General features: G+C 63.7%; 23 protein-coding genes and 1 pseudogene. 13 read left to right on the top strand and 11 right to left on the bottom strand.

What is annotated here, in order from left to right; all coding sequences use genetic code 11:
• Nucleotides 1–8: 8 nt before the first annotated feature.
• Nucleotides 9–1,253, bottom strand: a complete 1,245-nt coding sequence (locus OCL88_RS18340; RefSeq protein WP_264963460.1) for a WD40/YVTN/BNR-like repeat-containing protein — start codon at nucleotides 1,251–1,253, stop codon at nucleotides 9–11.
• 174 nt (nucleotides 1,254–1,427) lie between these two features.
• Between OCL88_RS18340 and OCL88_RS18335 the strand changes: the two genes are divergently transcribed.
• From OCL88_RS18335 to metH, 6 genes are all read left to right on the top strand, one after another.
• Complete coding sequence (locus OCL88_RS18335; RefSeq protein WP_264963457.1) at nucleotides 1,428–2,069, top strand: hypothetical protein; 642 nt, start codon at nucleotides 1,428–1,430, stop codon at nucleotides 2,067–2,069.
• An 11-nt stretch (nucleotides 2,070–2,080) separates the two neighbouring features.
• On the top strand, nucleotides 2,081–2,656 hold the full coding sequence (locus OCL88_RS21325; RefSeq protein ID WP_413775468.1) for an amidase domain-containing protein: 576 nt from the start codon (nucleotides 2,081–2,083) through the stop codon (nucleotides 2,654–2,656).
• A gap of 42 nt (nucleotides 2,657–2,698) precedes the next feature.
• A complete protein-coding gene (locus OCL88_RS18330; RefSeq protein WP_264963456.1) occupies nucleotides 2,699–3,157 on the top strand; it encodes a hypothetical protein in 459 nt (152 codons plus the stop codon).
• Between the two features lie 136 nt (nucleotides 3,158–3,293).
• Nucleotides 3,294–3,434, top strand: coding sequence for a hypothetical protein (locus OCL88_RS18325; protein ID WP_264963455.1), 141 nt, complete (start codon nucleotides 3,294–3,296; stop codon nucleotides 3,432–3,434).
• A 73-nt stretch (nucleotides 3,435–3,507) separates the two neighbouring features.
• Nucleotides 3,508–4,173 carry an ArsR/SmtB family transcription factor gene (locus tag OCL88_RS18320; protein WP_264963454.1) on the top strand — a complete coding sequence of 222 codons (666 nt, stop codon included), beginning with the start codon at nucleotides 3,508–3,510 and terminating at the stop codon, nucleotides 4,171–4,173.
• Nucleotides 4,174–4,231: 58 nt separating this feature from the next.
• Nucleotides 4,232–7,894 (top strand): methionine synthase, encoded by a 3,663-nt coding sequence (gene metH, locus OCL88_RS18315; RefSeq protein WP_264963453.1) that lies wholly within the window; start codon nucleotides 4,232–4,234, stop codon nucleotides 7,892–7,894.
• Between the two features lie 73 nt (nucleotides 7,895–7,967).
• On the opposite strand, the gene OCL88_RS18310 is transcribed toward metH, so the two are convergent.
• The 7 genes from OCL88_RS18310 to OCL88_RS18280 all read right to left on the bottom strand — a co-directional run bounded on the left by OCL88_RS18310 (nucleotide 7,968) and on the right by OCL88_RS18280 (nucleotide 16,593).
• On the bottom strand, nucleotides 7,968–8,558 hold the full coding sequence (locus OCL88_RS18310; RefSeq protein WP_264963452.1) for a gluconokinase: 591 nt from the start codon (nucleotides 8,556–8,558) through the stop codon (nucleotides 7,968–7,970).
• A 29-nt stretch (nucleotides 8,559–8,587) separates the two neighbouring features.
• Nucleotides 8,588–9,403, bottom strand: a complete 816-nt coding sequence (locus OCL88_RS18305; RefSeq protein ID WP_021474502.1) for an ABC transporter permease — start codon at nucleotides 9,401–9,403, stop codon at nucleotides 8,588–8,590.
• A 2-nt stretch (nucleotides 9,404–9,405) separates the two neighbouring features.
• Nucleotides 9,406–10,323, bottom strand: coding sequence for an ABC transporter permease (locus OCL88_RS18300; protein ID WP_264963451.1), 918 nt, complete (start codon nucleotides 10,321–10,323; stop codon nucleotides 9,406–9,408).
• Complete coding sequence (locus tag OCL88_RS18295) at nucleotides 10,320–11,432, bottom strand: ABC transporter ATP-binding protein (RefSeq protein WP_264963450.1); 1,113 nt, start codon at nucleotides 11,430–11,432, stop codon at nucleotides 10,320–10,322. The genes OCL88_RS18300 and OCL88_RS18295 overlap by 4 nt, the downstream gene beginning before the upstream one ends.
• Nucleotides 11,433–11,480: 48 nt before the next feature.
• On the bottom strand, nucleotides 11,481–12,566 hold the full coding sequence (locus OCL88_RS18290) for an ABC transporter substrate-binding protein (protein ID WP_021474505.1): 1,086 nt from the start codon (nucleotides 12,564–12,566) through the stop codon (nucleotides 11,481–11,483).
• Nucleotides 12,567–13,129: 563 nt separating this feature from the next.
• Nucleotides 13,130–16,027, bottom strand: a complete 2,898-nt coding sequence (locus OCL88_RS18285) for an ATP-binding cassette domain-containing protein (RefSeq protein WP_264963449.1) — start codon at nucleotides 16,025–16,027, stop codon at nucleotides 13,130–13,132.
• Complete coding sequence (locus OCL88_RS18280) at nucleotides 16,024–16,593, bottom strand: hypothetical protein (RefSeq protein WP_264963448.1); 570 nt, start codon at nucleotides 16,591–16,593, stop codon at nucleotides 16,024–16,026. The genes OCL88_RS18285 and OCL88_RS18280 overlap by 4 nt, the downstream gene beginning before the upstream one ends.
• A 264-nt stretch (nucleotides 16,594–16,857) precedes the next feature.
• Here OCL88_RS18280 and OCL88_RS18275 point away from each other — a divergent pair, with 264 nt between their 5' ends.
• From OCL88_RS18275 to OCL88_RS18265, 3 genes are all read left to right on the top strand, one after another.
• Nucleotides 16,858–17,343, top strand: a complete 486-nt coding sequence (locus OCL88_RS18275) for a flavin reductase family protein (protein WP_264963447.1) — start codon at nucleotides 16,858–16,860, stop codon at nucleotides 17,341–17,343.
• A 162-nt stretch (nucleotides 17,344–17,505) separates the two neighbouring features.
• Nucleotides 17,506–17,937: a DoxX family protein gene (locus OCL88_RS18270; protein WP_264963446.1), complete on the top strand. Its 432-nt coding sequence runs from the start codon at nucleotides 17,506–17,508 to the stop codon at nucleotides 17,935–17,937.
• A 75-nt stretch (nucleotides 17,938–18,012) separates the two neighbouring features.
• Nucleotides 18,013–18,657, top strand: a complete 645-nt coding sequence (locus OCL88_RS18265) for an NADPH-dependent F420 reductase (protein WP_166187946.1) — start codon at nucleotides 18,013–18,015, stop codon at nucleotides 18,655–18,657.
• A gap of 166 nt (nucleotides 18,658–18,823) precedes the next feature.
• Here the strand turns inward: OCL88_RS18265 and OCL88_RS18260 are convergent, their stop codons facing one another.
• Nucleotides 18,824–18,961 carry a hypothetical protein gene (locus OCL88_RS18260; protein ID WP_166187949.1) on the bottom strand — a complete coding sequence of 46 codons (138 nt, stop codon included), beginning with the start codon at nucleotides 18,959–18,961 and terminating at the stop codon, nucleotides 18,824–18,826.
• Between OCL88_RS18260 and OCL88_RS18255 the strand changes: the two are divergent.
• A pseudogene (locus OCL88_RS18255) lies at nucleotides 18,939–19,649 on the top strand (LLM class flavin-dependent oxidoreductase); the annotation flags it as partial. The gene OCL88_RS18260 and the pseudogene OCL88_RS18255 overlap by 23 nt on opposite strands.
• 78 nt (nucleotides 19,650–19,727) lie before the next feature.
• Here OCL88_RS18255 and OCL88_RS18250 read toward each other — a convergent pair.
• Nucleotides 19,728–20,651 carry a LysR family transcriptional regulator gene (locus OCL88_RS18250; protein WP_201433873.1) on the bottom strand — a complete coding sequence of 308 codons (924 nt, stop codon included), beginning with the start codon at nucleotides 20,649–20,651 and terminating at the stop codon, nucleotides 19,728–19,730.
• A 160-nt stretch (nucleotides 20,652–20,811) separates the two neighbouring features.
• Between OCL88_RS18250 and OCL88_RS18245 the strand changes: the two genes are divergently transcribed.
• Nucleotides 20,812–21,153 (top strand): CBU_0592 family membrane protein, encoded by a 342-nt coding sequence (locus tag OCL88_RS18245; RefSeq protein ID WP_264963444.1) that lies wholly within the window; start codon nucleotides 20,812–20,814, stop codon nucleotides 21,151–21,153.
• A gap of 13 nt (nucleotides 21,154–21,166) precedes the next feature.
• Here OCL88_RS18245 and OCL88_RS18240 read toward each other — a convergent pair whose 3' ends face one another.
• Nucleotides 21,167–21,367, bottom strand: coding sequence for a hypothetical protein (locus OCL88_RS18240; RefSeq protein ID WP_069696559.1), 201 nt, complete (start codon nucleotides 21,365–21,367; stop codon nucleotides 21,167–21,169).
• 152 nt (nucleotides 21,368–21,519) lie between these two features.
• On the opposite strand from OCL88_RS18240, the gene OCL88_RS18235 reads away from it, so the two are divergent.
• Entirely contained in the window at nucleotides 21,520–24,030 is a 2,511-nt protein-coding gene (locus OCL88_RS18235; protein WP_166187958.1) for a CHAT domain-containing protein, read from the top strand.
• A complete protein-coding gene (locus tag OCL88_RS18230) occupies nucleotides 24,027–24,380 on the top strand; it encodes a CU044_2847 family protein (protein WP_193592473.1) in 354 nt (117 codons plus the stop codon). The genes OCL88_RS18235 and OCL88_RS18230 overlap by 4 nt, the downstream gene beginning before the upstream one ends.
• Nucleotides 24,381–24,498 lie beyond the last annotated feature (118 nt).

The following is a 24,498-nucleotide window of genomic DNA, read 5'->3' as shown; positions in this document are numbered from 1 at the left end:
CATTGGTCCTAACCGGGTACCGGGTCGCTGGTGGGACTTTCAGGATTGCCGTCCACTTGGGCGGCTGCATCGACGATCACTGCTGCTTCCGCCAGGACGTTGGCTTCTGCTGCCGCCAACGGCGCTTCCAAGCCCGCCGGCTTTCCAACCACGACGGCGGCCCTCACGCAGAGCACGTCCGGCAAGTGCGAGATCACTTCGGTGAAGGTGCCACCCTCATCAGCACTCGCATAGACCGATCCGCCGCGGGTTCCGAAGTACACTCCGACGGGTTCGGCTGTATCCACGGCGGCGGCGTCACGCAGCACTGCGTTGTATTCGTGGTCCGGGAGTCCGGCGTGAAGCTCGGTCCAGGAGTCGCCGGCATCGTCCGTGCGGTGGACGCTCAGTTTGCTGTCCGGCGGGATACGTTCGCCGTCCGCCTTCAGGGGAATGACCCAGGCCGTACCCTCGCGGCGGGGGTGCGTCAGCATGACGAAGCCGAAGTCAGCGGGCAGTCCCTCCGCGATGGAGTTCCAGTTCTCCCCGTTGTCGTCCGTCCGGTACACGCCGTGATGGTTCTGGGCGTAGAGCCGCCCCTCCACCGTGGCATCGGCCGCGATCTTGTGGACACACTGACCGAACTCCGGGTTGGGATCGGGCATGAAGTAGGCCGAGATTCCCTTGTTCCGGGGCTCCCAGGAGGTGCCGCCGTCGAGCGAGGTATAGACGCCGCCCGTGCTCATGGCGATGTGTACTTGCTCGCCGCTGGGATCCACCACGATCGAGTGGGCCGCGGCACCGCCGTAGCCGGCACCCCATTCACTGCGGTGGGGGTGGTCCCACAGTCCGCGGTTCAGCTCGAAGTGTTCGCCGCCGTCGGTGGATTTCCACACGGAAATCGGCTCGCACCCTGCCCAAACGACGCCGGGGCGGGAGTCGGCGTCGGGATATATCTGCCAAATGCGTTCCAGGGCGGCGTCGGTGCCGTCCGGAAACTTAATGGCGCCTTGCTCTGGTTCGGTCCACGTCGCGCCCAGGTCGTCCGAATGCGCCACCGTGGGCCCCCAGTGTTCGGAGCGGACGCCGACCATGATCCTTGTTTTGCCGTCCCGCGTATCTATCCCGATGCTCGGTATCTCGCTCATCAGGAAGTGCGGGCCGGAGAAGGACCAATCTATGCGGTCCGGACTGGTCGCCAGCCACAGACCCTTTTTGGTCCCGATCGCCAAGACATAACTCTCTGCGGTATTTGGGGTTGCCATGATCCCCATCGAACCATCGCGGGATGGGGAGGGCAATGGGTTCCTCGCGGCTATGTGGACAACAACGTGGCTCTGACATCAGTCCGCGGCGGAGATTCGCATCACTTTCCAGTGCCGGGCCTCACTAAGTCTTTGTCACGGGAGTAGTGCTACGGTCGACCGATCTCCACTGGAGGGAGTTCTATGGTCGCCATCGCGAAGCTCCCAATCGCAAAGTCGAAGGGGACGATCGTGATTGGTTTACGAAATTCGGGCGCGGCCTTGCTAGCCGTAGGTCTGTCGTTGAGCGCAGTAGGGCCAGCCGCTGCCTCAGCTTCTCAATCACCAGTTCAGGAAGCACCAGCAGAGTTGAACGTACTTTCGGCAATCCTGGAGTCGGCGATTCGAGGCCGGAACCAGCAAATGGTGGTTGGCAGTGGGCTTGAAGGCGCAGAACAGGCCAATATGCTTCTCTTTAGCGCGAAGTCGAAAGATACGATCGCTGCTGAACATAGGGAGCTCAAGGCTCGAAAAGAGCGCCTGGCGGGGTACGGGCAGGGCTATTCAAAGATCGAGACGAATTTTGAATCGGAGAGATTCGAAATCAAAGGGGACAAAGCCAGAGCAGAGGTCACCGAACGGACTGAAATGACGTACACCACCGGCGGCCCGCCGGAGAGCTACAAGTATGAACAGATCATTGAGTTTTCGAAAACAGGTAGCGGATGGACTATCGACCACATCAGTCCCAAGTACCCAGAAGGAATTCCGCCGTCAACAGTGGTAAGCGCAGAGCAGCTTTCCCATGCAAAAGCGGCCTTGGATCCAGCGCTGCCCTCCGGCTAAATTCGGGCCAAGTGGCAACCCCGGCAAAGGGACAGGTGGCGAACAAGCGTGCACCACAGAAGAGTGCTACGCCCGGTCTAAAGGAAACAGGCCAGGAAGTCTCGCGGGCGGTGAGCTACAACTACACAGCGATGGTGAACTACGCACGGTCCTGGGTCTTTGGCCGCAACGGGGCATACAGGCAATTTGGCAACGACTGCCAGAACTTCGTGTCCCAATCTCTAAACGCTGGAGGATGGCAACACGTCGGAGGCTGGTACCAATACGACACTAGTTGGTGGTATAGCTGGGCCAATCAGACTTGGTCGTGGACCGGAGCGCAGCATTTTCATAACTTTGCAGTATCACAGGGACGAGTAACTTATCTCAGTTACTTGAACGACCTCGGACCCGCTGACGTGCTTCAAGTGCACTGGCCCGAAGGCACGCCGGACGTAGATCACTCAATGATTGTCACTTATTCCCCTTGGAGCGCCGGCACACGTGACATCCGGGTCAGCTATCACACGACGGATACTCTGGACAGGAGCATCTGGAATTTGTACTCGTCCTTCCCCTACGCAACCTGGTACGCGCTGAGAACCTAGGTATAGGCTACGGACGTGCGGCGCATACGGCAGAATGCCATCGTGGCAGCAACCATGTGCTTCGGGTTAGCGCTGAGCGGCTGCGACATGACGTTTGAGCCCGACCTGGGGCAGCGTGATGACGCATCGGAGCAAGTTATCAGGGCTGCCCGGGATGGCGACCGCGAGGAACTGCTCAACATCGCCCTGCCGGAAATGCAGGAGCGTGAAGCCGCAGCAGATGCCCTGATGGACAGAGTGGGCAGACTAAACCCATCTTCATACTCGGTTGAATACCGTGAGCACCACGGAGCCCCAGACAACTACATTGTCACCGCCACGGATGCAGGTGGAAACACAGCCTCGTTCGAGTTGGATTGGATGCCAAATGGCAGCTTGTCTTGGGGTCAGCCAGCCCAGCAGAATCTCCTGCTGCTTCACCCAGCCCCTAAGCCCCATCGAACCATCGTGGGGGGTTCTTCGGATCAACCGAGCCCGATTAGACGAATACCTGCGTGTTAGACGACTCCTGCCGTCTAACACGCAGCAAGCCATCGAAACGGAGGCCGGAGCGGAGGGCGAAGGGTTTACAAAGAAGTCTTTGCAAAGGTATCTTTGCATTACCCCAAACCCCTTGTCCCGAAAGAAGGTGGGCCCCTTGTTTGGCCGAGTCCGACTCCTGTTCACCCACACCAGCGCCCCGGCTGAAGAGCCCGCAACCCGGTTCAATGGAGCCCTCCTCCAGCAGATGCGTGACGATGTGTACGTCTTCATGCACCAGATCGGCCCACGGCAATAGACCTCTACGACGGCAACCGCGCGTACAGGCCGGGCGAGGCTGCGGTCCACGGTTCTCTCGTAGGCTGTAGTCCATGAGCGAAGACCACCAGACGCCCTCGCCGGAGGAACCCGCAACCGCTGAGGCCACCGCCGACAGGACAGTTGACTTCGTCTCCCTGAAGGCCTTGGCGCACCCATTGCGGATTCAGTTGCTCGAAGTGCTTTCCAGCTACGGCGCCCAGACCGCCAGCAGCATCGCCCAGCGACTGGGCGAGTCAAGCGGTGCCACGAGCTACCACCTGCGCCAGCTCGCCAAGCACGGGTTCGTGCGGGAAGTGGCCGGTAAAGGCACTGCCCGGGAACGCTGGTGGGAAAGGCCGCCCGGATCGCTCACCATTTCGACGCCGGATCTCGCCTCGAACCCGGCCAGCCGGGAAGTAGCGCGGCTGGTCAACCACGAGATGGGAGTTCAACGGGCCAAGGTGCTGGAAGACTTCCTGGACCAGTCCCTGGACGTACTCCCCACGGAATGGACCGAGGCCAGCATGATTGCCACGCTCCACACCCACCTGACGTGCGGGCAGTTGGCAGAGCTCACCAAGGAAACGGAGACGTTCCTGCGTTCGCGGTTGGACAAGTACCGCGGGCAGCAGGGAGAACCGGGCACACGACCGGTGCAGATCCAGTTCAACGCCTTCCCCATCGTGGACCCGCGCCGGCCCACCGACGGCACCCAATCGCCGTCGTTATCCACATAAGGCGTAGTACACCGAAATACGACGCAGTGTGTCAGACCCCCGCCCGTAGTCTGTTCATATGGCCCGTTTTGCGCTCGATATTGATGCTGTCCCCCGCCCTGCCCGTTCCCAGTCGCTGCTGGATGCGGTGAACCACCGCGTGGTGATCGCCGACGGCGCCATGGGCACCATGCTGCAGGGCCGGGACCTTTCGTTGGAGACCGACTTCCAAAACCTGGAAGGCTGCAACGAAATCCTCAACGACACGCGTCCGGATGTCATCGGAGACATCCACGACGCCTACTTCGCGGTGGGCATCGATGCAGTGGAAACCAACACCTTCGGCGCCAACTGGTCAAACCTGTCGGACTACGGCATTGATGACCGCATCGAGGAACTGGCCAGGAAAGGCGCCCGGATCGCCCGCGAGCGCGCCGAGGCAGCAGAGGCCAAGGACGGCCGCGAGCGCTGGGTCCTTGGTTCCATGGGGCCGGGCACCAAGCTCCCCAGCCTCGGCCACACCACTTACGACTACCTGAAGCAGACCTTCGCGCTGCAGGCGGAAGGCCTGATCGACGGCGGCGCGGATGCGTTCCTGATCGAAACCAGCCAGGACCTCCTGCAGACCAAAGCCGCCGTGAATGGTTGCAAGCAGGCGATTGTTTCCTGCGGTGTCCGGCTCCCGATTTTCGTCGAGGTAACGGTCGAGACCACGGGCACCATGCTGATGGGGTCGGAAATCGGCGCTGCCCTGACCGCGCTGGAGCCGCTGGGCGTAGACGCCATCGGCCTCAACTGCGCCACGGGCCCGGACGAAATGAGCGAGCACCTCCGGCACCTGTCCAAGCAGTCCTCGGTGGCTATCGCCTGCATGCCCAACGCCGGCCTGCCGATCCTGGGGGCGAACGGCGCGCACTACCCGCTCACCCCGGCGGAACTCGCCACAGCGCACGAGCAGTTCGTGCGTGAATTTGGCCTTGGCCTGGTGGGCGGCTGTTGCGGTACGACGCCGGAGCACCTGGCCGCCGTCGTCGAACGTCTTGAACCCTTCCGCACAATCAGCAACGCCCCCGACGCCGGCACGGCGGCCGGAAACGGCGACGGCCCCGCGCGGGTCCCCAGCGAACGCGAACCGGGCGTCGCATCCCTGTACCACCACGTGCCCTTCGACCAGGAGTCGGCGTACCTGGCCATCGGCGAGCGCACCAACGCCAACGGCTCCAAGGCGTTCCGCCAGGCCATGCTGGAAGAGCGCTGGGATGACTGCGTGGATATCGCCCGCGAGCAGGTACGCGTCGGTGCGCATCTGCTGGACGTATGCGTCGACTACGTTGGCCGGGACGGCGTTGCGGACATCCAGGAAGTGGTGTCCCGCTTCGCTTCGGCGTCCACGCTTCCCTTGGTCATTGACTCCACCGAACCGCCGGTCCTGAAGGCAGGGCTGGAGCTCATCGGCGGACGCCCGGTGGTCAACTCCGTCAACTACGAGGACGGCGACGGTCCCGAAAGCCGCTTTGCCCGCATCATGCCCCTCGTGAAGGAACACGGTACGGCCGTGATCGCCTTGACCATTGACGAGCAGGGCCAGGCACGGACCACCGAGGGCAAGGTGTCCATCGCTTCACGCCTGGTTGATTCCTTGGTGGCTGAGTGGGGCATGCGGGTTGAAGACATCATTGTGGACGCCCTGACCTTCCCCATCGCCACGGGCCAGGAGGAAACCCGCCGCGACGGCATCGAAACCATCGAGGCTATCCGCCAAATCACCACCAAGTACCCGGGCATCCAGACCACGCTCGGCGTCTCCAACGTCTCCTTTGGACTGAACCCGGCGGCGCGCATGGTGCTCAACTCGGTGTTCCTGCACGAGGCCGTACAGGCCGGCCTCACCAGCGGCATCATTGACGCCGCGAAGATCGTGCCGCTCGCCTCGTTGCCTGAAGAGCAGCGCAAGGTTGCGCTTGATCTCGTGTGGGACCGCCGCGAGTACGACGCCGATGGAAACGTCACGTACGATCCCCTGGCCACCATGCTGGACCTGTTCGCGGGCGTCGACAGCGCAGCGCTTAAGGACCAGCGCGCAGCTGAACTGGCCGCCCTGCCCACCGGCGAACGCCTCCAGCGGCGCATTATCGACGGTGAGGGCAAGGGACTCGAGGAGGACCTGGACCTGGCCCGCAGCGAAGGCATGACGGCCCTGGACATCATCAACGACCAACTGCTTGAGGGCATGAAGGTGGTTGGCGAACGCTTCGGTGCCGGTGAGATGCAGTTGCCGTTCGTACTTCAGTCCGCCGAGGTCATGAAGAACGCGGTTGCCCTGCTGGAGCCGCACATGGAGAAGTCGGATTCCTCGGGTAAGGGCACCATGGTGATCGCCACGGTCCGCGGCGATGTGCACGATATCGGCAAGAACCTGGTGGACATCATCCTCACCAACAACGGTTACAAAGTGGTGAACATCGGTATCAAGCAAGGCATTGCCGAGATCATTGCCTCTGCCGAGGAGCACGACGCCGATGTGATCGGCATGTCCGGGCTGCTGGTGAAGTCCACTGTGGTGATGAAGGAGAACCTCGCCGAGCTCCAGTCGCGGGGCTTTGCGAAGAAGTGGCCCATCATCCTTGGTGGCGCAGCGCTGACCCGCGCCTACGTTGAGCAGGACCTGGCGGAGCAGTTCGAAGGAACTGTCCGGTACGCCAAGGATGCCTTTGAGGGACTCTCGCTCATGGAGCCGCTGGTGCAGGTGGCCCGTGGCGCCGACCCGGATTCGGTGGGCCTTCCTCCGCTGAAGAAGCGCATTCACAAGGGCGGGGCGAAGTTCACGGTGACCGAACCGGAAGCAATGCCCGGCCGGTCCGACGTCGTCGCGGACAACCCCGTTCCGACGCCGCCGTTCTGGGGCACCCGCATCGTTCGCGGCGTGGCCCTGCACGACTACGCCGCGCTGCTCGACGAGCGCGCCACGTTCATGGGCCAGTGGGGCCTGAAGCCCGGCCGCGGCGACGACGGCGCCTCCTATGACGAGCTGGTGGAACTCGAGGGGCGGCCTCGCCTGCGCTACTGGCTGGACCGGATCCTCGGCGAAGGAATGCTGGATGCTTCGGTGGCCTACGGCTACTTCCCCGTGGTAGCCGAAGGCGAGCAGGTAGTGGTGCTGCACCACGGAGAAGACTCCGACGGCGTTCTCGGGACCCCGGGCCTCCTCGCCCCCGACGGCGGCTCAGGCGGGGCAGTGGGCTCCGAGCGGTTGCGTTTCGACTTCCCGCGCCAGCGCCGCGACCGGCACCTGTGCCTCGCCGACTTTGTGCGTTCCCGGGAGTCCGGCCAGATCGACGTTCTGCCCGTGCAGTTGGTGACCGCGGGCGCGAAGATCGAGGAGTTCACCTCCAAGATGTTCGAAGCCAACCAGTACCGCGACTACTACGAGCTCAACGGCCTGGTCATGCAGCTCACCGAGGCGCTGGCTGAGTTCTGGCACGCACGGATCCGCTCCGAACTTGGCTTTGCCTCCGAGGAACCGAAGGACAAAGCCGGATATTTCAAGCTGGATTACCGCGGAGCACGGTTCTCGCTGGGCTACCCCGCTTGCCCGGATATGGAAGACCGCCGGAAGGTGACGGAGCTGCTGAAGCCCGAGCGGATGGGCGTGGTGCTTAGCGATGAGCTGATGCTGCACCCCGAGCAATCGACGGACGCGTTCGTGTTCCACCACCCGGAGGCGAAGTACTTCAAGGTGTGAGTTAAACACCATCCGAGGCCCGGGCTTGCATGGCCCGGGCCTCCAAAGGGTGCGGCGTGGTGTCTGGAAGCGTCTAGCGGACCAGCTGCCTGTGGTCCTGCTGTTCGTCCCCTAGTTGCTCGCGAACCAGCTGCTGGCGCCCGAGCTCCTCCAGGACCTGACCCACGATCCAGTCCGGGCTGTTATTGACCGCCACCGAAATGTGGCGCTCATCCGCTTCCGGGGCTTCGAGGGTTTCCAATTGGGAAGCCAGCAACGTGGCGGGCATGTACTCGTGAACCCGGGCGTTGATCCGCTCGCTGATGGTTCCGGCACTGCCTGTGAGATGGACAAACACGGCATCCGGCGCATAGGAGCGAAGGAAGTCCCTGTACGTGCGCTTCAGGGCTGAACAGGCCACTATTGCTGGCCCGCCTGCAGCGGAGCCTGCGAGGGCCTTCCCGATTTCCGCCAGCCAAGGCCAGCGATCGTCATCCGTGAGCGGAACACCCTCCCTCATCTTCAATTTGTTGGCTGACGGGTGGTAGTCATCGCCGTCTGCAAAGGTGACGCCGAGCTGCGCTCCGAGCAGCGCACCGATGGTTGACTTGCCGCAGCCTGAGACCCCCATGATGACGAGGGGCGGAATGTTGTCCACGTTGTTTGAACGGGCCGGGGAATCCATTTGAACCTTTCTTGATGTGGCCGGTTGAATCAGCGCAACGCCTTGCGCAGTCCCATGACCCGTTCAACAATGACCACCACGGCCAGGGAGATCAGGATGAGGATGACGGACAGGGCGGCGACGGCGGCGTCCGCTGAGTTTTCCACGTACCGCAGGACCTGAACCGGCAGTGTGGGGAGGCCCGATTCCGCAACGAACAGGGAAATCACGGCCTCGTCGAAGGAGACGATGAAAGCAATGACGCCTCCCGCGATCACGCCGGGCTGGATGATGGGCAACGTGACCCTGCGGAACACGGTCCAGGAGTTGGCTCCCAGGATCCGGGCTGCGGCTTCACAGGACGTGTCCGTGGTGGCGAGGCTCATCAGCGTGGTCCTGATGACGAACGGAATAGTGATCGCAATGTGGCCGATGATGATGCCCGCGTAGGTGTTGGTGAGCTTGAGCGGCCCGAACAGGAGGACCATTCCGAGGGCGAGCACAATGCTCGGGATGAGCAGGGGTGACAAGAAGAACGATTGAACTGCGGCCTTCGCTTTGAACTCGAACCTGTCCAACGCCAGGGCTGCCGGTACGCCAAGCGCCAGAACAATGACGGTGACGATGACTGCGACGATGAGGCTGATCCTCATGCCGTTCATGAACGTGCTCTCCTCGGGGAGCATCTCATACCACTTGAAGGTGAAACCCTCGGGCGGGAAGGAGAGGTACTGGTTCGAGGCGAACGAAACAACGAAGACGATCAGCAACGGCGCCAAGAGGAACAAGTACAGCAGGAATACAAGGATGCCAAAGGCAGGCTTGGCCGGGTTGAAGCGTGGTTTGAAAAGGCGGGCCTCTGACATGGCTAACCTCCGATTTTCTTGGTGAGGCGCTGATAGACGGCGATGATGAGGCCGAACAAAACCAGCAGGATCACGGAGAGCGCCGCAGCGAAGGGCCAGTTCAGCAACCCTGTGGTCTGGTCGTAAATTTCAGTAGCGAGGACCTGGACACTCCCGCCACCCAGCAGTCGCGGCGTAATGAAGGTGCTGATGGAGAGCACGAAGACCAGCAGGAATGCGGTGAGGATCCCGGGCAGGCTCAGTGGCAAGGTCACTCTGGTGAAGACCTTGAACTTGCTGGCCCCCAACGAGCCGGCCGCTTCCTCAAGCTGCGGGCTGAGTCGCCCGAAGCCGGAGATCATGGCCAGGATGGCGTAGGGCATGAAGATCTCAACGAGGCCGATGGTCACGCCCGTCATGTTGTTTGTCAGTTTCAAGGGGGTGTCGATGAGGCCCCAGTCGGCAAGCGTGGAGTTCACCAGGCCGTTGGTCCCAAGAATGACCATCCACCCGTACGTCCGGACAACGGCAGACGTCAGCAGCGGCGCGATGGCTATGGCAATGAGCAAGCCCCGCCATTTGCTGGTACTGCGCGCGAGGAACAGCGCCACCGGGTAGGAGACGATGACGCACAGCACGCCCACCGTGACACCCATCTGGAACGTGTCCAGGGTGACGCGCCAGTAGTAAGGATCCGTGAGGGGCTGGATGTACGTGTCGAGGGTGAAGGTCTCCTCGATGACGCCGTCAGGTGCTCCCTTGTTGAAGGACATCCGGAACATATAGGCGAGCGGGAAGACGAAGCTCACCACGAGGCCGAGGAGTCCGGGCAGCAGCAGCGCGAGGTAGGTCCGCCTGTTCCGCTTGGTGGTTGCCTGCTCCAGTTCCCCTTCTGCCGCACCCAGCCTGGGCCGCTGTAATGGTTCTTTGAGCGTGGTCATGATGCGGAACTTTCCGGGGCTTCGGGCAGGAGGTAGGCATCCTGGGCATCCCAGGACAGGTAGGCCGCGTCCCCGAGCCGGGGCAGCTTTCCGCTGGAGGTCAGGAGCTGGGCATTGAGCGTGCGGTCAGCGACCCTGACACCCACCGAGAGGGCATCTCCGGTGTAGCTGATCCGCTCGATGATGCCCGGGATGGCATCGGTGGCGCCCTGCACGGTGCTGACCCGGAGCCGATGCGGTCGGATAACAAGTTCGCGGGTGGAACCGGCCATGCCCGGAGCCCCCACGGCGCCGAACTGTCCGAGGCCTTCGGCATCCACTTTGTAGTGCATTTCACCGTCGGCAGCCGACCCCATTTCGGCCACGACCCTCGCTTTCAGGAAGTTGGCCTGGCCAATGAAGTTGGCAACAAATCGGGTCCGGGGCCGTTCGTACACCTCGGTGGGCGAGCCGAACTGTTCAATGAGGCCACCATTCATGACGGCGATGCGGTCGGCCATATCCAGGGCCTCGTCCTGATCATGGGTGACGAAGAGTGTTGTGGCCCTCGTGCGTTGCTGGATGGCGCGGATTTCGGTGCGCATTGTTTCGCGCAGCTTGGCGTCGAGGTTGGACAACGGCTCGTCAAGGAGAAGCAAGGTGGGTTCCACCACCAGGGCCCTTGCCAAAGCGATGCGCTGCTGCTGTCCGCCGGAGAGCTCCTTCGGCTGCCGCTTGGCGAGGTGGCCCAGTTGGACCATGTCCAAGGCTCTGGCAACACGCTTCTGCTGCTCGGACTTCGATACCTGCCGCATTTGAAGGCCGAAGCCGACGTTCTGTTCAACGTTCATGTGCGGAAACAGGGCGTAGGACTGGAACACCATGCCCATTCCGCGCTTGTTGACCGGGGTGTGGGTTATTTCCTTGCCGTCCACCACGATCGATCCCGCTGTGGGATCCATCAGCCCGGCGACCATGCGCAAAGTGGTCGTCTTACCGCATCCCGACGGGCCGAGGAGCGCCACCAGGTGCCCCTCTTCCACCTCCATGTTCAGGCGGTCGACGGCCGGATCAAGGCCGGCTGCGTATCTCTTGGTCAGATCCACGATCGACAATTTGGATTCAATCATTTTCAGTTCTCCTGAAGCGAAGTTGGTCGAGGGGCGCGCTGCCGGGCGCTACTTGGTGATGATTTGGCGCTTCCAGGTGTCGGTCCACTTGTCACGGGCCGAGGACAGGAACTGGACATCGAGGGGAACGATGTTGAGCGAGCCATCAGTGGGGACCACGCGATCCTTCACCTCGGCCGGAAGTTCGGCGTTGGTCACGGACGGTGCGTAGAAGAGGGCCTTTGCGAAAGCCGTCTGGGCTTCGGGCGACAAGGCGTAGTTGATGAACGTTTCAGCGGCTGCCTTGTTGGGGGCATCCTTCACCAGGTTGACGGTGTTGATCTGGTAGACTGTGCCTTCCTTCGGGAAAGTTACGCCCATCTTCTTGTTGCTCTGGTCGCTGTAGAACTGGCCGCGGGCGTTCTGGCCAAGGCCAAGAACGGTCTGTCCCGTAATGACGTTCTGGTATTCGTCCGGGTTGGGTGCGAACGTCTGGACGCCGGGGGCCATCTCCTTCAGCTTCGCAACGGCCTTGTCGATGCTTTGGGTGTAGTCCTCCCCTTCCATCTTCGAGGTGATCGCCGTCAGGGAGAGACCGAGCAGGGACGGAGGAGCGTTGACGTTGATCCTGCCTGCGTATGCAGGGTCCCAGAGGACATCCCAGCTCTCAGGAGCCTTGGGGAAAGTGGCCGTGTCGTACAAGAGCCCGACGGCGTCCAGCATGACTACGGGACCGAAACCGCTCTTGTCCTGGAACTTCTCAGGAACATTGGCAAGGTTGGGGACTGCCGATTCATCGATCTTGTCGAACAGGCCCTGGGTGTTGCCCGTGGTGGACACGGAGTTGTCCATGATCGCCACGTCGGTTGCGGGATCGTTCTTCTGACCCTGCAACGCGCTCAGCATCTCCGCAGATGACCGCTTCGACGAGTAATTGATCTTGATGTCCGGGTACTTGGCCTTGAAGGGTTCGATCACGGCTGCGTTGTACTGGTCCTGCCAAACACCCGCGTAGGCGATGAGGTTGATTTCCCCCGACGTGGCGCTGGAGTTGCTGGTACCGGCGCTCCCTGAACCACCTCCGCACCCGGTGAGAACGAGTGTGGCCGCGGCTGCCGCCGCCAGCACCACTTTGCCTTTACTGAACAGATTCATTAATTGACTCTTTCCATGTGGAGGAAGAATTTGACGTCGTCAGCAAATGTCTTCCGAGGGTGCAGGGAAATGTTTATTTATTTTGGGGTAGAAAGGGAAATTATTGATAAGGATGTGTTCCCGGCTCTCAACCTAATGCTGGAGATATGCATCACACAAAGACCTATTGAGTATCCCTCCATAGCTTTCCCTTATGACGCCCGGCACCCACGACGCCCTCACGTCCGGCCTACTGGCAAAGCACCCGGGCGGGTCATCTGATTTGCTTATGCAGGTATCAGGATTTGATCTTGGTCATGAGCGGCCCCGGAACCTAACGTGGTCTCGCAGAAGGCAGAAAGCCTTAAACGAGTTCGGGATTGCGATTGGGAGGCTAACGTGAAGAAGGTCCGCATTTTTCCCGACAAATCACGGAGCGGCGCGCCGCTATTGGCAGCCAAGACAGGCTCCCACTGCCCTGCCAATGGGTTCTGGCTGCCGGAGGGCAGCAGCGGACAGCCAATCTTCGTCTTCGAGGGCAGTGTTATGCCTGCCAGCGAAACGGGCGCCGTGGTTTGGCGCCTTCAGACTTCGGCGGAAACCGGGCGAGCGGCACCCTGACCTTCCGCCGCCGTTCCGGACTGGCCACTCAGCGGCTTCGCGCGCCTCAGCGCTGCAAGGATCGCGCGGCCCACTAACGCAACACCCACGATTGTGGTGACCGCACGCAGGGTGTCCCATCCCGCCGTCGAGGTGATGAACGAATACAGCAGGAAGCTGCTGAGGTTAGCGGACAGCGGAGCGCCCGGCACGTAGGAGATGCCCGTCCCGGCGCCCACTGCGAAAGGCCAGAACCAAAGGTTGGTCAGCAACCCGAACACGTACGACGCCACAACGCCGTAAGCGCACAGCATCCACAGCTCAGCCTTGCCGCGCACGTTCCGGGGCAGGAGGCCGGCCCCGGCGCCGACCCAGGCGCACGCAAAGATCTGGAACGGCGACCACGGACCAATACCGCTCCACAGCGCACTTGAAACAGCGATCGTTGCAGCGCCCAGCAGCATGCCAAAACGGGCACCGAAGGCGCGGCCTGCCAGGATCAGCAGGATGAAGACCGCTTCAACGCCCCCGACGCCGGTGCTAGCCACCCGGATTGCGGAACCGACCGCGGCAAGGACTCCGAGCAGCGCCACTGTGTGCGCGGAGCGGACGGAGCCGTCGAGGGACACGACAATGGCCACCACCGCCAGCGGCGCAATGGCAAGGGCCGCATAAGGGAGTGCGGCCGCGGCATCCTGGGGAAGCGCGGCTGCGACCAATGGCCAGCAAAACGCTCCCAGGGCCAGCACGTTTGCTCCCGCGAGGATGGCCACTTCGACGGGCCGCGGCATGCGGAAATGCCGGATGGGGCGGCGGGTAGCGCGCAGTGCGGGCATGGCAACGTGGTCATGCCTTGGGTTCGCACCATGCAGGGAGATGGACTCCGGCATCGCCTCCGCCGGAACAGCCGGAACGGGAGCCGGCGCAGCAACTGGCACGGGAGCGGGCCCGGAAACAGCAGGCGCAGGAGCCACGCCCTCCCGCATCGGGAGTATCCGGGCGCCGATTTGCCGGGCGAAATCAAGATCGTGAGTGGCAATCAGGACCGCCGTGCCCGTGCCCGCCGCCGCGCGCAACGCCGTCGCCACGGCACTCCGGGCTGCGGGATCGAGGCCTCTGGTGGGTTCGTCGATGAGGAGCACTTGGGGGTCGTCGGCTGTCTGCAGGGTGATGGCGAGGATGCGCCGCTCCCCTGCCGAGAGATCCCGTGGGTGCTCGGTTCCGCGGGGCATCACGGGCTGTCCACGAAGGAGTGCCAAGCGCGCCCCGGCCGGGATGATTGGCCCGGCAACCGTATCCCGTCCGCCGGCGCCGGCCGCGTGCCGGGCGGTGCGTCGATCTGCCGCACGGAGTTCTCCTGCCACGGTATCCCGGGTGAAGAGGTCATCGGAGGCGTCGGGTACCAAGGCGATACGGCCGCCGTCGATCTTCGCTTCGCTACCGGTTCCCTCGCCGAGGGCCAGAGCAACCAGCAGCGACGATTTTCCGGCACCATTCGGCCCAACCAGCGCCACGATCTCGCCGCGATGCACGGACAGCGAGGCATCGCGCACCAGCGCCTTGCCCTCCCGGTGCACTGACAGGTTGCTCGCGGAGAGCACGCGTTCGGCTCCCCGAGGCTCTTCGATCGCCGCCGACGTCGGGCGTTCCTCGACCGGAAGCGAAGGTGCGGGTGCAGCGGCCGGTACCAGGCCGCCGTCGTGGATTGTCCACCAGGCGTCGGCGATCGGCACCAGGGGCCGCGCACGGTGCTCTGCGACGATGACGCAGGCTCCCGACTCCCGCGCGAGGCTGTTGAGGACGGCGATGACACGGTGCCGGGCGTTCGGGTCGAGGTCGGCGAGTGGCTCGTCCACCAGAAGCACGGGCGGGCGGTCCACCACCGCGGCGGCGATGGCCACGAGGGTCGCTTCCCCTGCCGAAAGTGTGCTGAGGTCCCGGTGCAAGAGCGCCGTGACGCCGATGCGTTCCGCGACCTCGAGCGTCCGTGCCTTGGCGTCCTCGCGCGGTTCCCCGCGCAATTCCAGCGCGAGCGCGATCTCGTCCTCAACGCGCGTGCTCGCGAAGGCGGCCCGCGGATTTTGAAGCACGACGCCGATCAGCCGGGCCGTGTCGCGTGGCGGCGCATCCGCCCTCTTCACAGCGCCGACGTGGACCGTGCCGGAGATATTTCCGCCGTCGACGTGGGACAGCAGGCCGGCAATGCCGCGAAGAATGGTCGATTTGCCGGAGCCGGTGGGGCCGGTGATCACGGTGACCGAACCGGGCGCAGGACGGAAATTGTCGATGCGGAGCCGGGTGCTGCCGATGGTGAAGAAGGCCTCATTGATCTCCACGGGAGGGTGGCTGCGTTGGGCCGGGTGCTGGCTGTTCCGGTTGCCAAAGCCGCGCAGCTCAAGGGCCGCAGCTACCCGGCTGGCGTGCTCGAGCGTGCGTTCCAGCATGGGGACCAAGGCCCGCGGGCCGAATTTCTCGCCCCTCAGCCGGAAGGCCAGGCGCACGGAACGAGCGGCGTCGGCGAGCGCCGGAAGCGCGGCCCACGCGACCACAAGCGTGCGCGCGATGCCCTGGAACGGACCGCCGCGGGCAAGGCGCACGAACCCCCGGGCTACATCCACCCAGGCGTTGACCAGGCCGAAAGCGAGAATCAGGCCTGCGATCGGCAGGGCCGACAAGACAGCGTCCCACAGCCCCGGTGCGGTGACAGGGCCAAGCAGGACGACGTGGGCGAACGGCGCCGGCAGCCGGACCGGCGGCAGGTTGAGCAGAACGGGACCGACGGCGCCCGCTCCGTTAAAGAGGATGCGATAGATGACCCGCGCCGCAACGAAGATGACGGCGAGTGCCGCTGCAGCGCGTAACGGCGCGGGTCTGAAGGTCATGCCGTGGGTGTGGCGGGTGCGCCGTCAACCGTGTAGAGCAGTTCCAGGCTCTCGCCCGGCTTGACCTGCTGGGTGGCGAGGCCTTCCTGGGCATAGGCCCAATCACCGGAAGCGGGCTTGACCCAGATCGCCCAGTAAGCGAAGGCTGCGGGCATCGTGGCGCATTCTTCGCGGTAGGTGCCGCCCTTGTGGGTGATGTCGAAGTCGGCAGCGGGCACGCCGTTGACGCGGCAGACCAGCTCGGCGGGGTACTGCTTGGTGCCCTCGGTCTTCACGTCGGCTTGTTCGAGGACTTTGGCTGCGGTGGTGGCCTCGCTGACGGGCACGCAGACGGACTTGGTGGCGGCAGCTTGCTTGATGGCGCCGGAATCGACAATGACCTTGACGCCGTCGCAGGGGCCGGAGTCAGCGGCTGCGCTGGCAGAGGTGCTTGATGCTGCTTCGCTGGAGGTCGCGGTGGGGTTCGACTGGGTGGAGGCCGGCGTGGAACATGCTGCGAGGGTGATGAGGAGACCGGCGGCGGCGAGGGTGCTCGCGGCGGCGGTGCGGATCTTGGGAAATGTCACGGATTAAGGGTAGGGGTTTTAGGTGTTTTGGGGCTTGGGAACAGCCTTGTGTGACGCCGGGTGGCATGCGGTCTGCGTTGTCCCATGCCGCCGGCCCGGTCCTTGCGCCCGCCACCCTGGCCGGGCGCTCTTGGCCCGTCAAGTCGATTGGACCTCAACATTGGTTGAGGTCCTAGGGTAGTAGGGACCCCGAAAACCCGGGGACTGCTACGAAAGCGCAGGCCCATGCCCCTCTCCAGTGCCCCCGCAGACTCAACTCCCACGATGACCGACCTCTTCCGCAGCGCCTTCCGGTCCCACCCTGCCGGCGTAACTGTAGTGACCGCCGTCGGGCATTCCGGGCCGGTGGGCCTGACCGCCTCCTCTGTCGCGTCGGTTTCCGCGGATCCGCCGGCGCTTTCCTTCTCCCTGTCCGGCAGCCGTTCCGCCGAGCAGTTGATCGAGGCTGAAACAGTGGTGGTCCATATGATGGCTGCCTCCCAGGTGGACCTCGTGAAGGTGTTTTCCAGGCCCGGCACAGAGCGGTTTACCGCCGACATGGACTGGACAACGCTGCCGACCGGGGAGCCTCTGCTGGGGGGAGTCCTGTGGGCGCTGCGCTGCAGGATCACGCACAGGGTTCCGGTAGGAGCCTCAATCCTGCTGGCAGCGGAAGTTCTGGAGGTTGTTGGCCAGCCTGGACAAGGAACGCCGCTGGTCTACCATGACCGCGGTTTCTACCGGCTGACGGAGGAGGCGCGGGTCGGGTAGAAGAGCCCGACGGCGGCACGCGGGCCGAGGCTGGCGCGGACCTACCGTAGAAGTTTACTTGACACTTCAACTTATTGCGTGCCACGCTAGTTGAAGCTTCAAGTAATGCGTAGCGACGGTCCGACTCAGGACGTCGCTCCCCTCGTTCGAACGGTAACCATCATGAATCAGTTCTCCCCCGCCGCAACCACGGCAGTGACCGTCCTGCGGGTCCTCGCAGGCTTCGTCTTCGCCGCCCACGGCTGGCAGAAGTTCAGCCAGTTCACCATTGCCGGCACCCAGGCGTCCTTCGCCGAAATGGGCGTCCCCGCAGCAATCATCGTCGCCCCGCTCGTGGCCACCCTGGAACTCGCTGGTGGAATCGCCCTGATCCTGGGCGTACTGACCCGCGTGTTCGCCGCACTTCTCGCCGTGGACATGCTCGGAGCCCTGTTCCTGGTTCACGCACCGGCCGGCGTCTTCGCCGCCGATGGCGGCTATGAGCTGGTCCTGGTCCTTGCCGCGGCAGCAATCGCGATCGCACTCTTCGGCCCGGCCAAATTCTCAGGAGACTACGCCCTGTTCAGCCGGACAAGGTTTAAGGCCCTCGTTTAATATCGCCCGGCCCTTCCACCCACCGAAATGATCGCCGTGACCTTCCTGTCCCGCCTTTTTGGAAAGAAGAAGAAAATGACTGATATCACCATCATTGGAACCGGCAACATGGCCGGCGGCCTGGCAACCCGGGCAATCGCCGCCGGCAAGAGCGTCCAGCTGCTCGCACACGAAGACAAGGCCAAGGCCCAGGCTCTCGCTGCGGAACTCGGCGGCCAGGTCTCAACCGGGGTGGTGGGCGACGAGCTCACCAGCAACCTCGTGATCCCGGCTGTGTACTTCGACGCAGCCAAAGCCATTGTTGCCCGTTACGGCGATGCCCTTAACGGCAAGGTCTACGTGGACATCACCAACCCCGTGGACTTCGCAACCTTCGAGGGCCTGGCAGTGCCCGCAGACAGCTCTGCCGCCGAAGAACTCCAGAAGATCACGGGCGCAAACGTCGTCAAGGCCTTCAACACCACGTTCGCTGCGACCCTCGGTGAAGGTGCCGTAGCAGGACACGTCCTTGACGTTCTGGTTGCCGGAGATGACGAAGTCGCAACGCAGGCCGTCGTCGACTTCGCCGCCGCAGCCGGCCTCAACCCGGTGGTCGTCGGCCCCCAGCGCCGCGCCCGGCAGCTCGAGCAGACCGGCTTCCTCCACATCCTGCTCTCCGCCAATGACCAGCTCCCGGCGTACCAGTGGAACTCCGGCGTGAAGCTGGTCCCCGCCACGTAGTCCTGGTCCCCGCCACGTAGTCCTGGTCCCCGCCGCGTGGTCCTGGTCCCCGCCGCGTGGTCGAAGCACCGCCGCGTGGTCGAAGCACCGCCGACATCAAACGAAGGCCGCGCCCCACACAGTGGGGCGCGGCCTTGTTGTCGAATGGGGACTGCGACGAAGAGTCCTAGGACCTCTTATTGATCCAGTCGGCAAGTTCGGCAGCAGTCTCTGCAGTAATGGCATGACCGCCGGGATCTTTGCGGGCGAAGGTGTCCGCTCCGGAGTCCCCCAAGAGGTAGGGCGTCAGCGTCGGGGAGCCCATGACGTGCAGCACCGTGAAGCATGAGCTCTACCCTGACTCTGCGGACACGGAGGACTTCAGCTATTCGCGGGTGGAACGGTTTGCACGCCTGGTGGCCGGCGACAAAGTGCGGGAGTTCTCTGGCAAGCAAGGCGTCGTGGAGGAGTTCTCCAACCGGGTGGAGCCCCATTCCCCCGGTCTGCGCGACCGGCTCTGGTACGGGGCCGGAAGCTTGAAATCCGCTACCTGGGCCGGCGAACACGGCTTCAACCTGCTCTCCAGCAGCGTCATCTTCCCGGAGAAGGACCAGGCACCGGACTTCGCGGCGGTTCAGCAGGCACAAATCCGGGCCTTCCGCGATGCGGCAGCACGCGCCGGGCACGGACAAGCCCGGGTCTCGCAGGGCCTGGTAGTCATTCCCACCGACTCGGCCTCGACAGCCCAGCGGGAAAAGTACCAGCGCTACGTCGATGAACGCACACCCCGTACGCTCACGCCGCAGGGACCGAGGGGCATGATGTTCGCCGCGGACCTTATAGGCTCCAGCGACCAAATCGCGGAGCAACTCTACGCGCACGGGGGCTTCCAGGAAGTGGACGAGGTGGCGTTCGCGCTGCCCTTCAGCTTCGACCACGAGGACTACGTGCAGATCCTCACGGACATCGCGGAGAAACTCGGACCGGCTTTGGGCTGGGCTCCGGCTTACTGATAGCTAACGGCCCTTAACCACGACGGCGGACTGGTCACCCGCCGCTCAACCGGCCACGCGCCGCGTCACCCGGCTGCGTTAACCGCCCGATCGCATGTCGAACTGGGCCGCAGATTCCCTGAGCAGGCGGGCAACCGTATCCACGGGCAGGCTCGTTGGCTTCTTCCTGTCGAAGCGCCGGAGCGCAATGTGCCGGGTACCAAGGCCCGGAACATCGAGGATGTCCACCTGGTCATGGACGACGCCGGTCAACGCCAAGGTGGGCACAATCGCCACTCCCTCGCCGGCCGCGACCAGGGCAAGGGCGGTGAGCGTATCGACGTACTGGTGCACGGTCTCGATCCGCACTCCGGTGGAATGACGGAGGCGCCCCAGCACGGCACTGTTGGCGGCGGACTGTTCGACTCCCAACCATGGCAACGGGAGCCGGCTGAGGTCGATGGCTTCGGTAGCGAGCAAGGAACCTGCGGGAACTACCAATTTCCACGGTTCGTCCAGCAGCGGCTCCTGCACCATGCCCGCAGGGAGCGGCCGCTGTTCAGCCGCCGTCGAATCCTGCTCGATGACCAAGGCGTCAAGCTGCCGTTGGCGCAGCAGCCGCATCAAGGGCGGGAAGGCGTCCTCAACGATCTCAATCCGCAATTGCGGGTATTGGCTGCGCCACTCGGGGATCCGCGGAATGACAACCGTCCGCATGAAACTGGTGAATCCGCCGATTCGAACGACGCCAGAAACCTTGGCTTCGCCCTCCATCCGGGCCCGCGCAACATTGAGCGCCCGTTCGATCTCTTCGCCCGCTTCCGCCATCGCCAAGCCAGCGGGCGTCAGCACCGAACCTTTGGGGGTCCGCTGAAGCAGGGCCTGGCCCACTTGGTGCTCGAGTTTGGTGAGTTGCTGGGACACCGCGGACGGTGTGAGCCGCAGTTCATCGGCGGCTGCAAGCACCCCGCCAGTGCGCGCCACAGCCAGCAAAACCAGGAGTCGACGGGGGTCCATGTCCATGTTAAGCAACTCTAAATACCGGCTTCAGAAGATTGCAATTGATCTAAACCAAGACGTGCCCCAATATTTATCTCATAGCCGCAAGTTCCACGTCTTCGCGGCCCTCCTCTTACGCGCAAGGCCGCTATTGTCGTGCGCCCGATTTACGAAAGGATTCCACATGGAACTGCTCTGGGAAGTGACCGGATGGGCTGGCGCGGCGGCGATGCTCGGCGCCTACTTGGCGGTGTCCATGGGGTGGCTGCAGCCTGGACGTAAATTCCAGACCGTCAACCTCTTTGGGTCCTGCGCGTTCATCATCAATGGCACCCTCCATGGCGCCTGGCCGTCAGTGGCCACCAACGTTGCCTGGTTCGTCATCTCGGCCGTAGCGCTCTACCGCATGCGCGAAAAGAAGCCGGTTGCCGCCGTCGTCGTCGAGGCTCCAAGCCGCGCACCGGAAACCGGTGCGCAGTTGATCATCCCGGGTGCCCCGGCCGCCTCCGTAACAGCCGCCGCGTAGCGGGGCATCTCCCTCAGTCCACGAACTCCGACTGGGTCTCGATGAAGTCCCAGTCGGCCGCGGTCAATCCACCGCTGAGATTGTCCGGATGCGGTCCGCCGGCTTCGGCAATGTGTTGCAGCACCTGCAGCGGAAGTTCTTCGGCCCGGAGGTTTTCCCGCAGCCATTCCTTGCTGTCCAGGTGAAGATCGAGCCACCACATGAAGATTTCCATCGCACGCCGCCTTCCGTCGACTCATCGCCAAGTGAGACCACGGATTAACGGTAGGCCCGGCCCGGTATGCCTACAAGGACCCGCTGATAAAACCCCTTGTAAGGAACCTCCGTCAGGGCCACTCTGTACGTAGGAACCACGAGGGATCCGCGATGGATTGTGACATCGAGCTGGAGATCGGCACCGGCTCAACACGCGGTGAGTACACGGTGCATGTGGTCCGTGCACCGGCGGGAGGCCACGCGTCCGGCCGCTTCACCTTGGACATCGACGGCATCCACGGCAGGCTCCCCCAACTGGAAGCCACCGTCCTTGCCTCGGCCGTCGCAGCCCGGCGGACGCTTCCGGTTGCCGAAGTTGCCGTTCGTGAAGTGGGCCAACAACTGTTCCAAGCCCTTTTCACCCGGGAGGTTTACGGCACCTACCGCGCCAGCCTCGGCGCAGCGCAACATGCCGGCCAGCAACTCCGCGTGGTCCTGCGGCTGGCCGCCCCCGAACTGGCCACCATGCCCTGGGAAACCCTGTTCGACCCCGAAACGGAAACCTACCTCTGCCAGACGGAGCCCCTGCTGCGGCACATCCCCGCCCCGGATTACCACCAGAACCCGCTGGACGTCGCCCCGCCGCTGCGGATCCTGGGTATCGTCGCCTCGCCCCGCGACCTCCCCGCCCTTGATGTCCAGGCTGAGAAGGACCACCTCACCCAGGCCTTGGCCGGTCCTGCGGAGGAGGGCCGGGTGGAACTCGTTTGGACCAGGAGCGGCACCTGGGACGACATCCAGTCCATGCTCCTCGCCGGTCCGTGGCATGTGGTCCATTTCGTTGGACACGGCGACTATGACTCCCGTACCGACGAGGGCCGCATCGCGCTGGTCGGCAACGATGGCCGCGCCGCCATGGTCCGCGCCGTCAGGTTGATGGCCCTCCTGAGCGTTGCCGCACCCCGGCCACGGCTGGTGGTGTTGAATTCGTGCTCCTCGGGCGAGATGGGCCAGACGGATCTCTTCTCCGGCACCGCGTCTGCCTTGGTCAGGAGCGGCATCGGAGCGGTGGCTGCCATGCAGTTCGCCATCAGCGACTCCGCCGCCATCGCCTTTGCACACGGCTTCTATGCGGCCATCGCCAACGGCCGCACAGTGGATGAGGCCGCCCGCATCGGGCGCATCTCCGTCATGGCCAGCCCGGACGGCACTCTCGAATGGGTGACGCCTGCCCTGTACGTCCGCGGCGGTTCAACGCAGCTGTTTTCCCTGCAGGGCACCCCGCGCGGTCGCATCCAAGCGGAACGTACGACGCCGGCAACGGCCTCAGGCGGCCAGCCCGCCTCGGCGCCCGCTGCCTATGCCGCCATCCCCGTACCAGCCGACTCCCCGGGTCCCGCAACCACGTCACCATTGCCGGAAAGCACACCGGGGCGGGCATCAACCGGTGACAACGACACGGACCAGATCCGCCGGAGGGCGCAACTGCGTGCCCTGTATGTGGAGGCATCGGCCGAGTTGCGGGCCAAACACTACGAACAAGCCCTTGAATCCTTCAACGACCTCCTGACTTTGGAACCCGGTTACAGGGATGCTGCGGCGCTTAGGGACTCAGCAAGCAAGCGGCTCAGCGAAGAACGGGCCTACCGGGAAGCCCTGGCTGCGGAGGAATCCGGGGACTGGATCGCGGCGGCAGAAGGCTTCGCGAAGGTGTTGAACAGCCCTTACTACCCGGACGCTTCCCGCCGCAAGGAAGGCTGCGAGCGCAAGCAACGCATCTCCGACCTCCAAGGAGAACTCCGCTACCACCACTCCAAGGGTTCGTGGGAGGCGGTCATTGATGTCGCCAAGGAGCTCAGGACCCTTGATCCGGGTGCTGCAGATCCGGACGGACTCACCACGGCAGCGAAGGCTGAGCTCAATAAAAACGTCCCGGAGGCCGACGCGGAGGAAGAACACGGCTCCTACACCGCCTACGATCTACCAGCCCCGAAGAAGCAAGCCACCGCCCCGACCAAAGCGAAGGCACCCGGCCAAGTGCCGCCGTCGGGCTCTGACGAACCTCTCTGGAAAGCGGCCCCGCGGCCGCACCTGCCGCTCGCCGGCACCACCATCGCGTGGGCGGGGGCAGCACTGGCAACCGCCGGCGGGCTGGGGGCCGGGTTCGTGGTGTTCTTCATCTGGTTCGACCAGAACTCCTGGCAGGACAACGGGGGCGACATTGTGCTCCGCACCCTCTACGGCGTCGTCACGGCGTTCGGCTATCTGCTCCTTGTCATCGCCGGGCTCCCGGACCACACAGCGCAGGGGCGGTTGGCGATGACCGGGTTGGTGGTTTCGCAAGGTGTGTTCGGGCTGGCCGGGCTCAACTACACGGTGGAGGCAGCCGCCGTCGTGGGCAGTTTTGCGGTTGCAGGATTCGGGCTGTGGGCCGGAGTGCTGGCCATGCGATATCCCGCGCAGCACACGTTGGCCTGGCTTCTGCTGTTGCCCACGGTGCTGCAACCCATCATCTGGATCCAAGGGAAAGGCGTGTTCATGGTGAGTTGGTACATGACGCAGGCATTGCCGTTGCTGCTGCATCTGGTGTTGCTGTGCGGGGTTGGCATCGCATTCATTGTTACCGCCCAACGCTTGGTCAGGGTGCGGGGCATGGGCGTTGCGGTTAAGGACGCGCCATGAGCCGCCTGGTTGAATTCGCCACGGACGACGGCGGCACCGTGGTTGTGGAGGTGGCAAGCACGGCCGGGAGCCTCGTGACGAGGGGCGGGGATCACGCAGCCGAACATTCGGGGGTGTTTGCCCGGGCCCAACAGACGTTCCAGCGGGCACTTGAGCACGTCAGGCCTGCGGTCCAAGGCGTCATCGACGAACTCCTGAGCCTGGAGAACCGCCCGGATGAGCTGAGTGTGGAGTTCGGGATTGATCTTCATGCCGAGGCCGGCGCGTTCATTGCCTCGGCCAGCACGGGTTCCAACTTCAAGGTGTGCCTGACGTGGAACAAATCCGCCGCCCCAAGCAATCCCGAGTAACCCCGCCCAACCCCGCCCCGCCCCGCAAACCCAACTAGGTCGCACTTGTGCGCGTTTTGAGCCCTTCGAATCATGCGGTGATCGCAACACCTGATTATTGAAGGGTGTCGATTGCCGT

Source organism: Paenarthrobacter sp. PAE-2, from assembly GCF_026013155.1.
GTDB classification, from domain to species: domain Bacteria; phylum Actinomycetota; class Actinomycetes; order Actinomycetales; family Micrococcaceae; genus Arthrobacter; species Arthrobacter ureafaciens.
The sequence above is the reverse complement of the archived record's forward strand: the minus strand, read 5'-3'. Positions and strand labels throughout refer to the sequence as shown.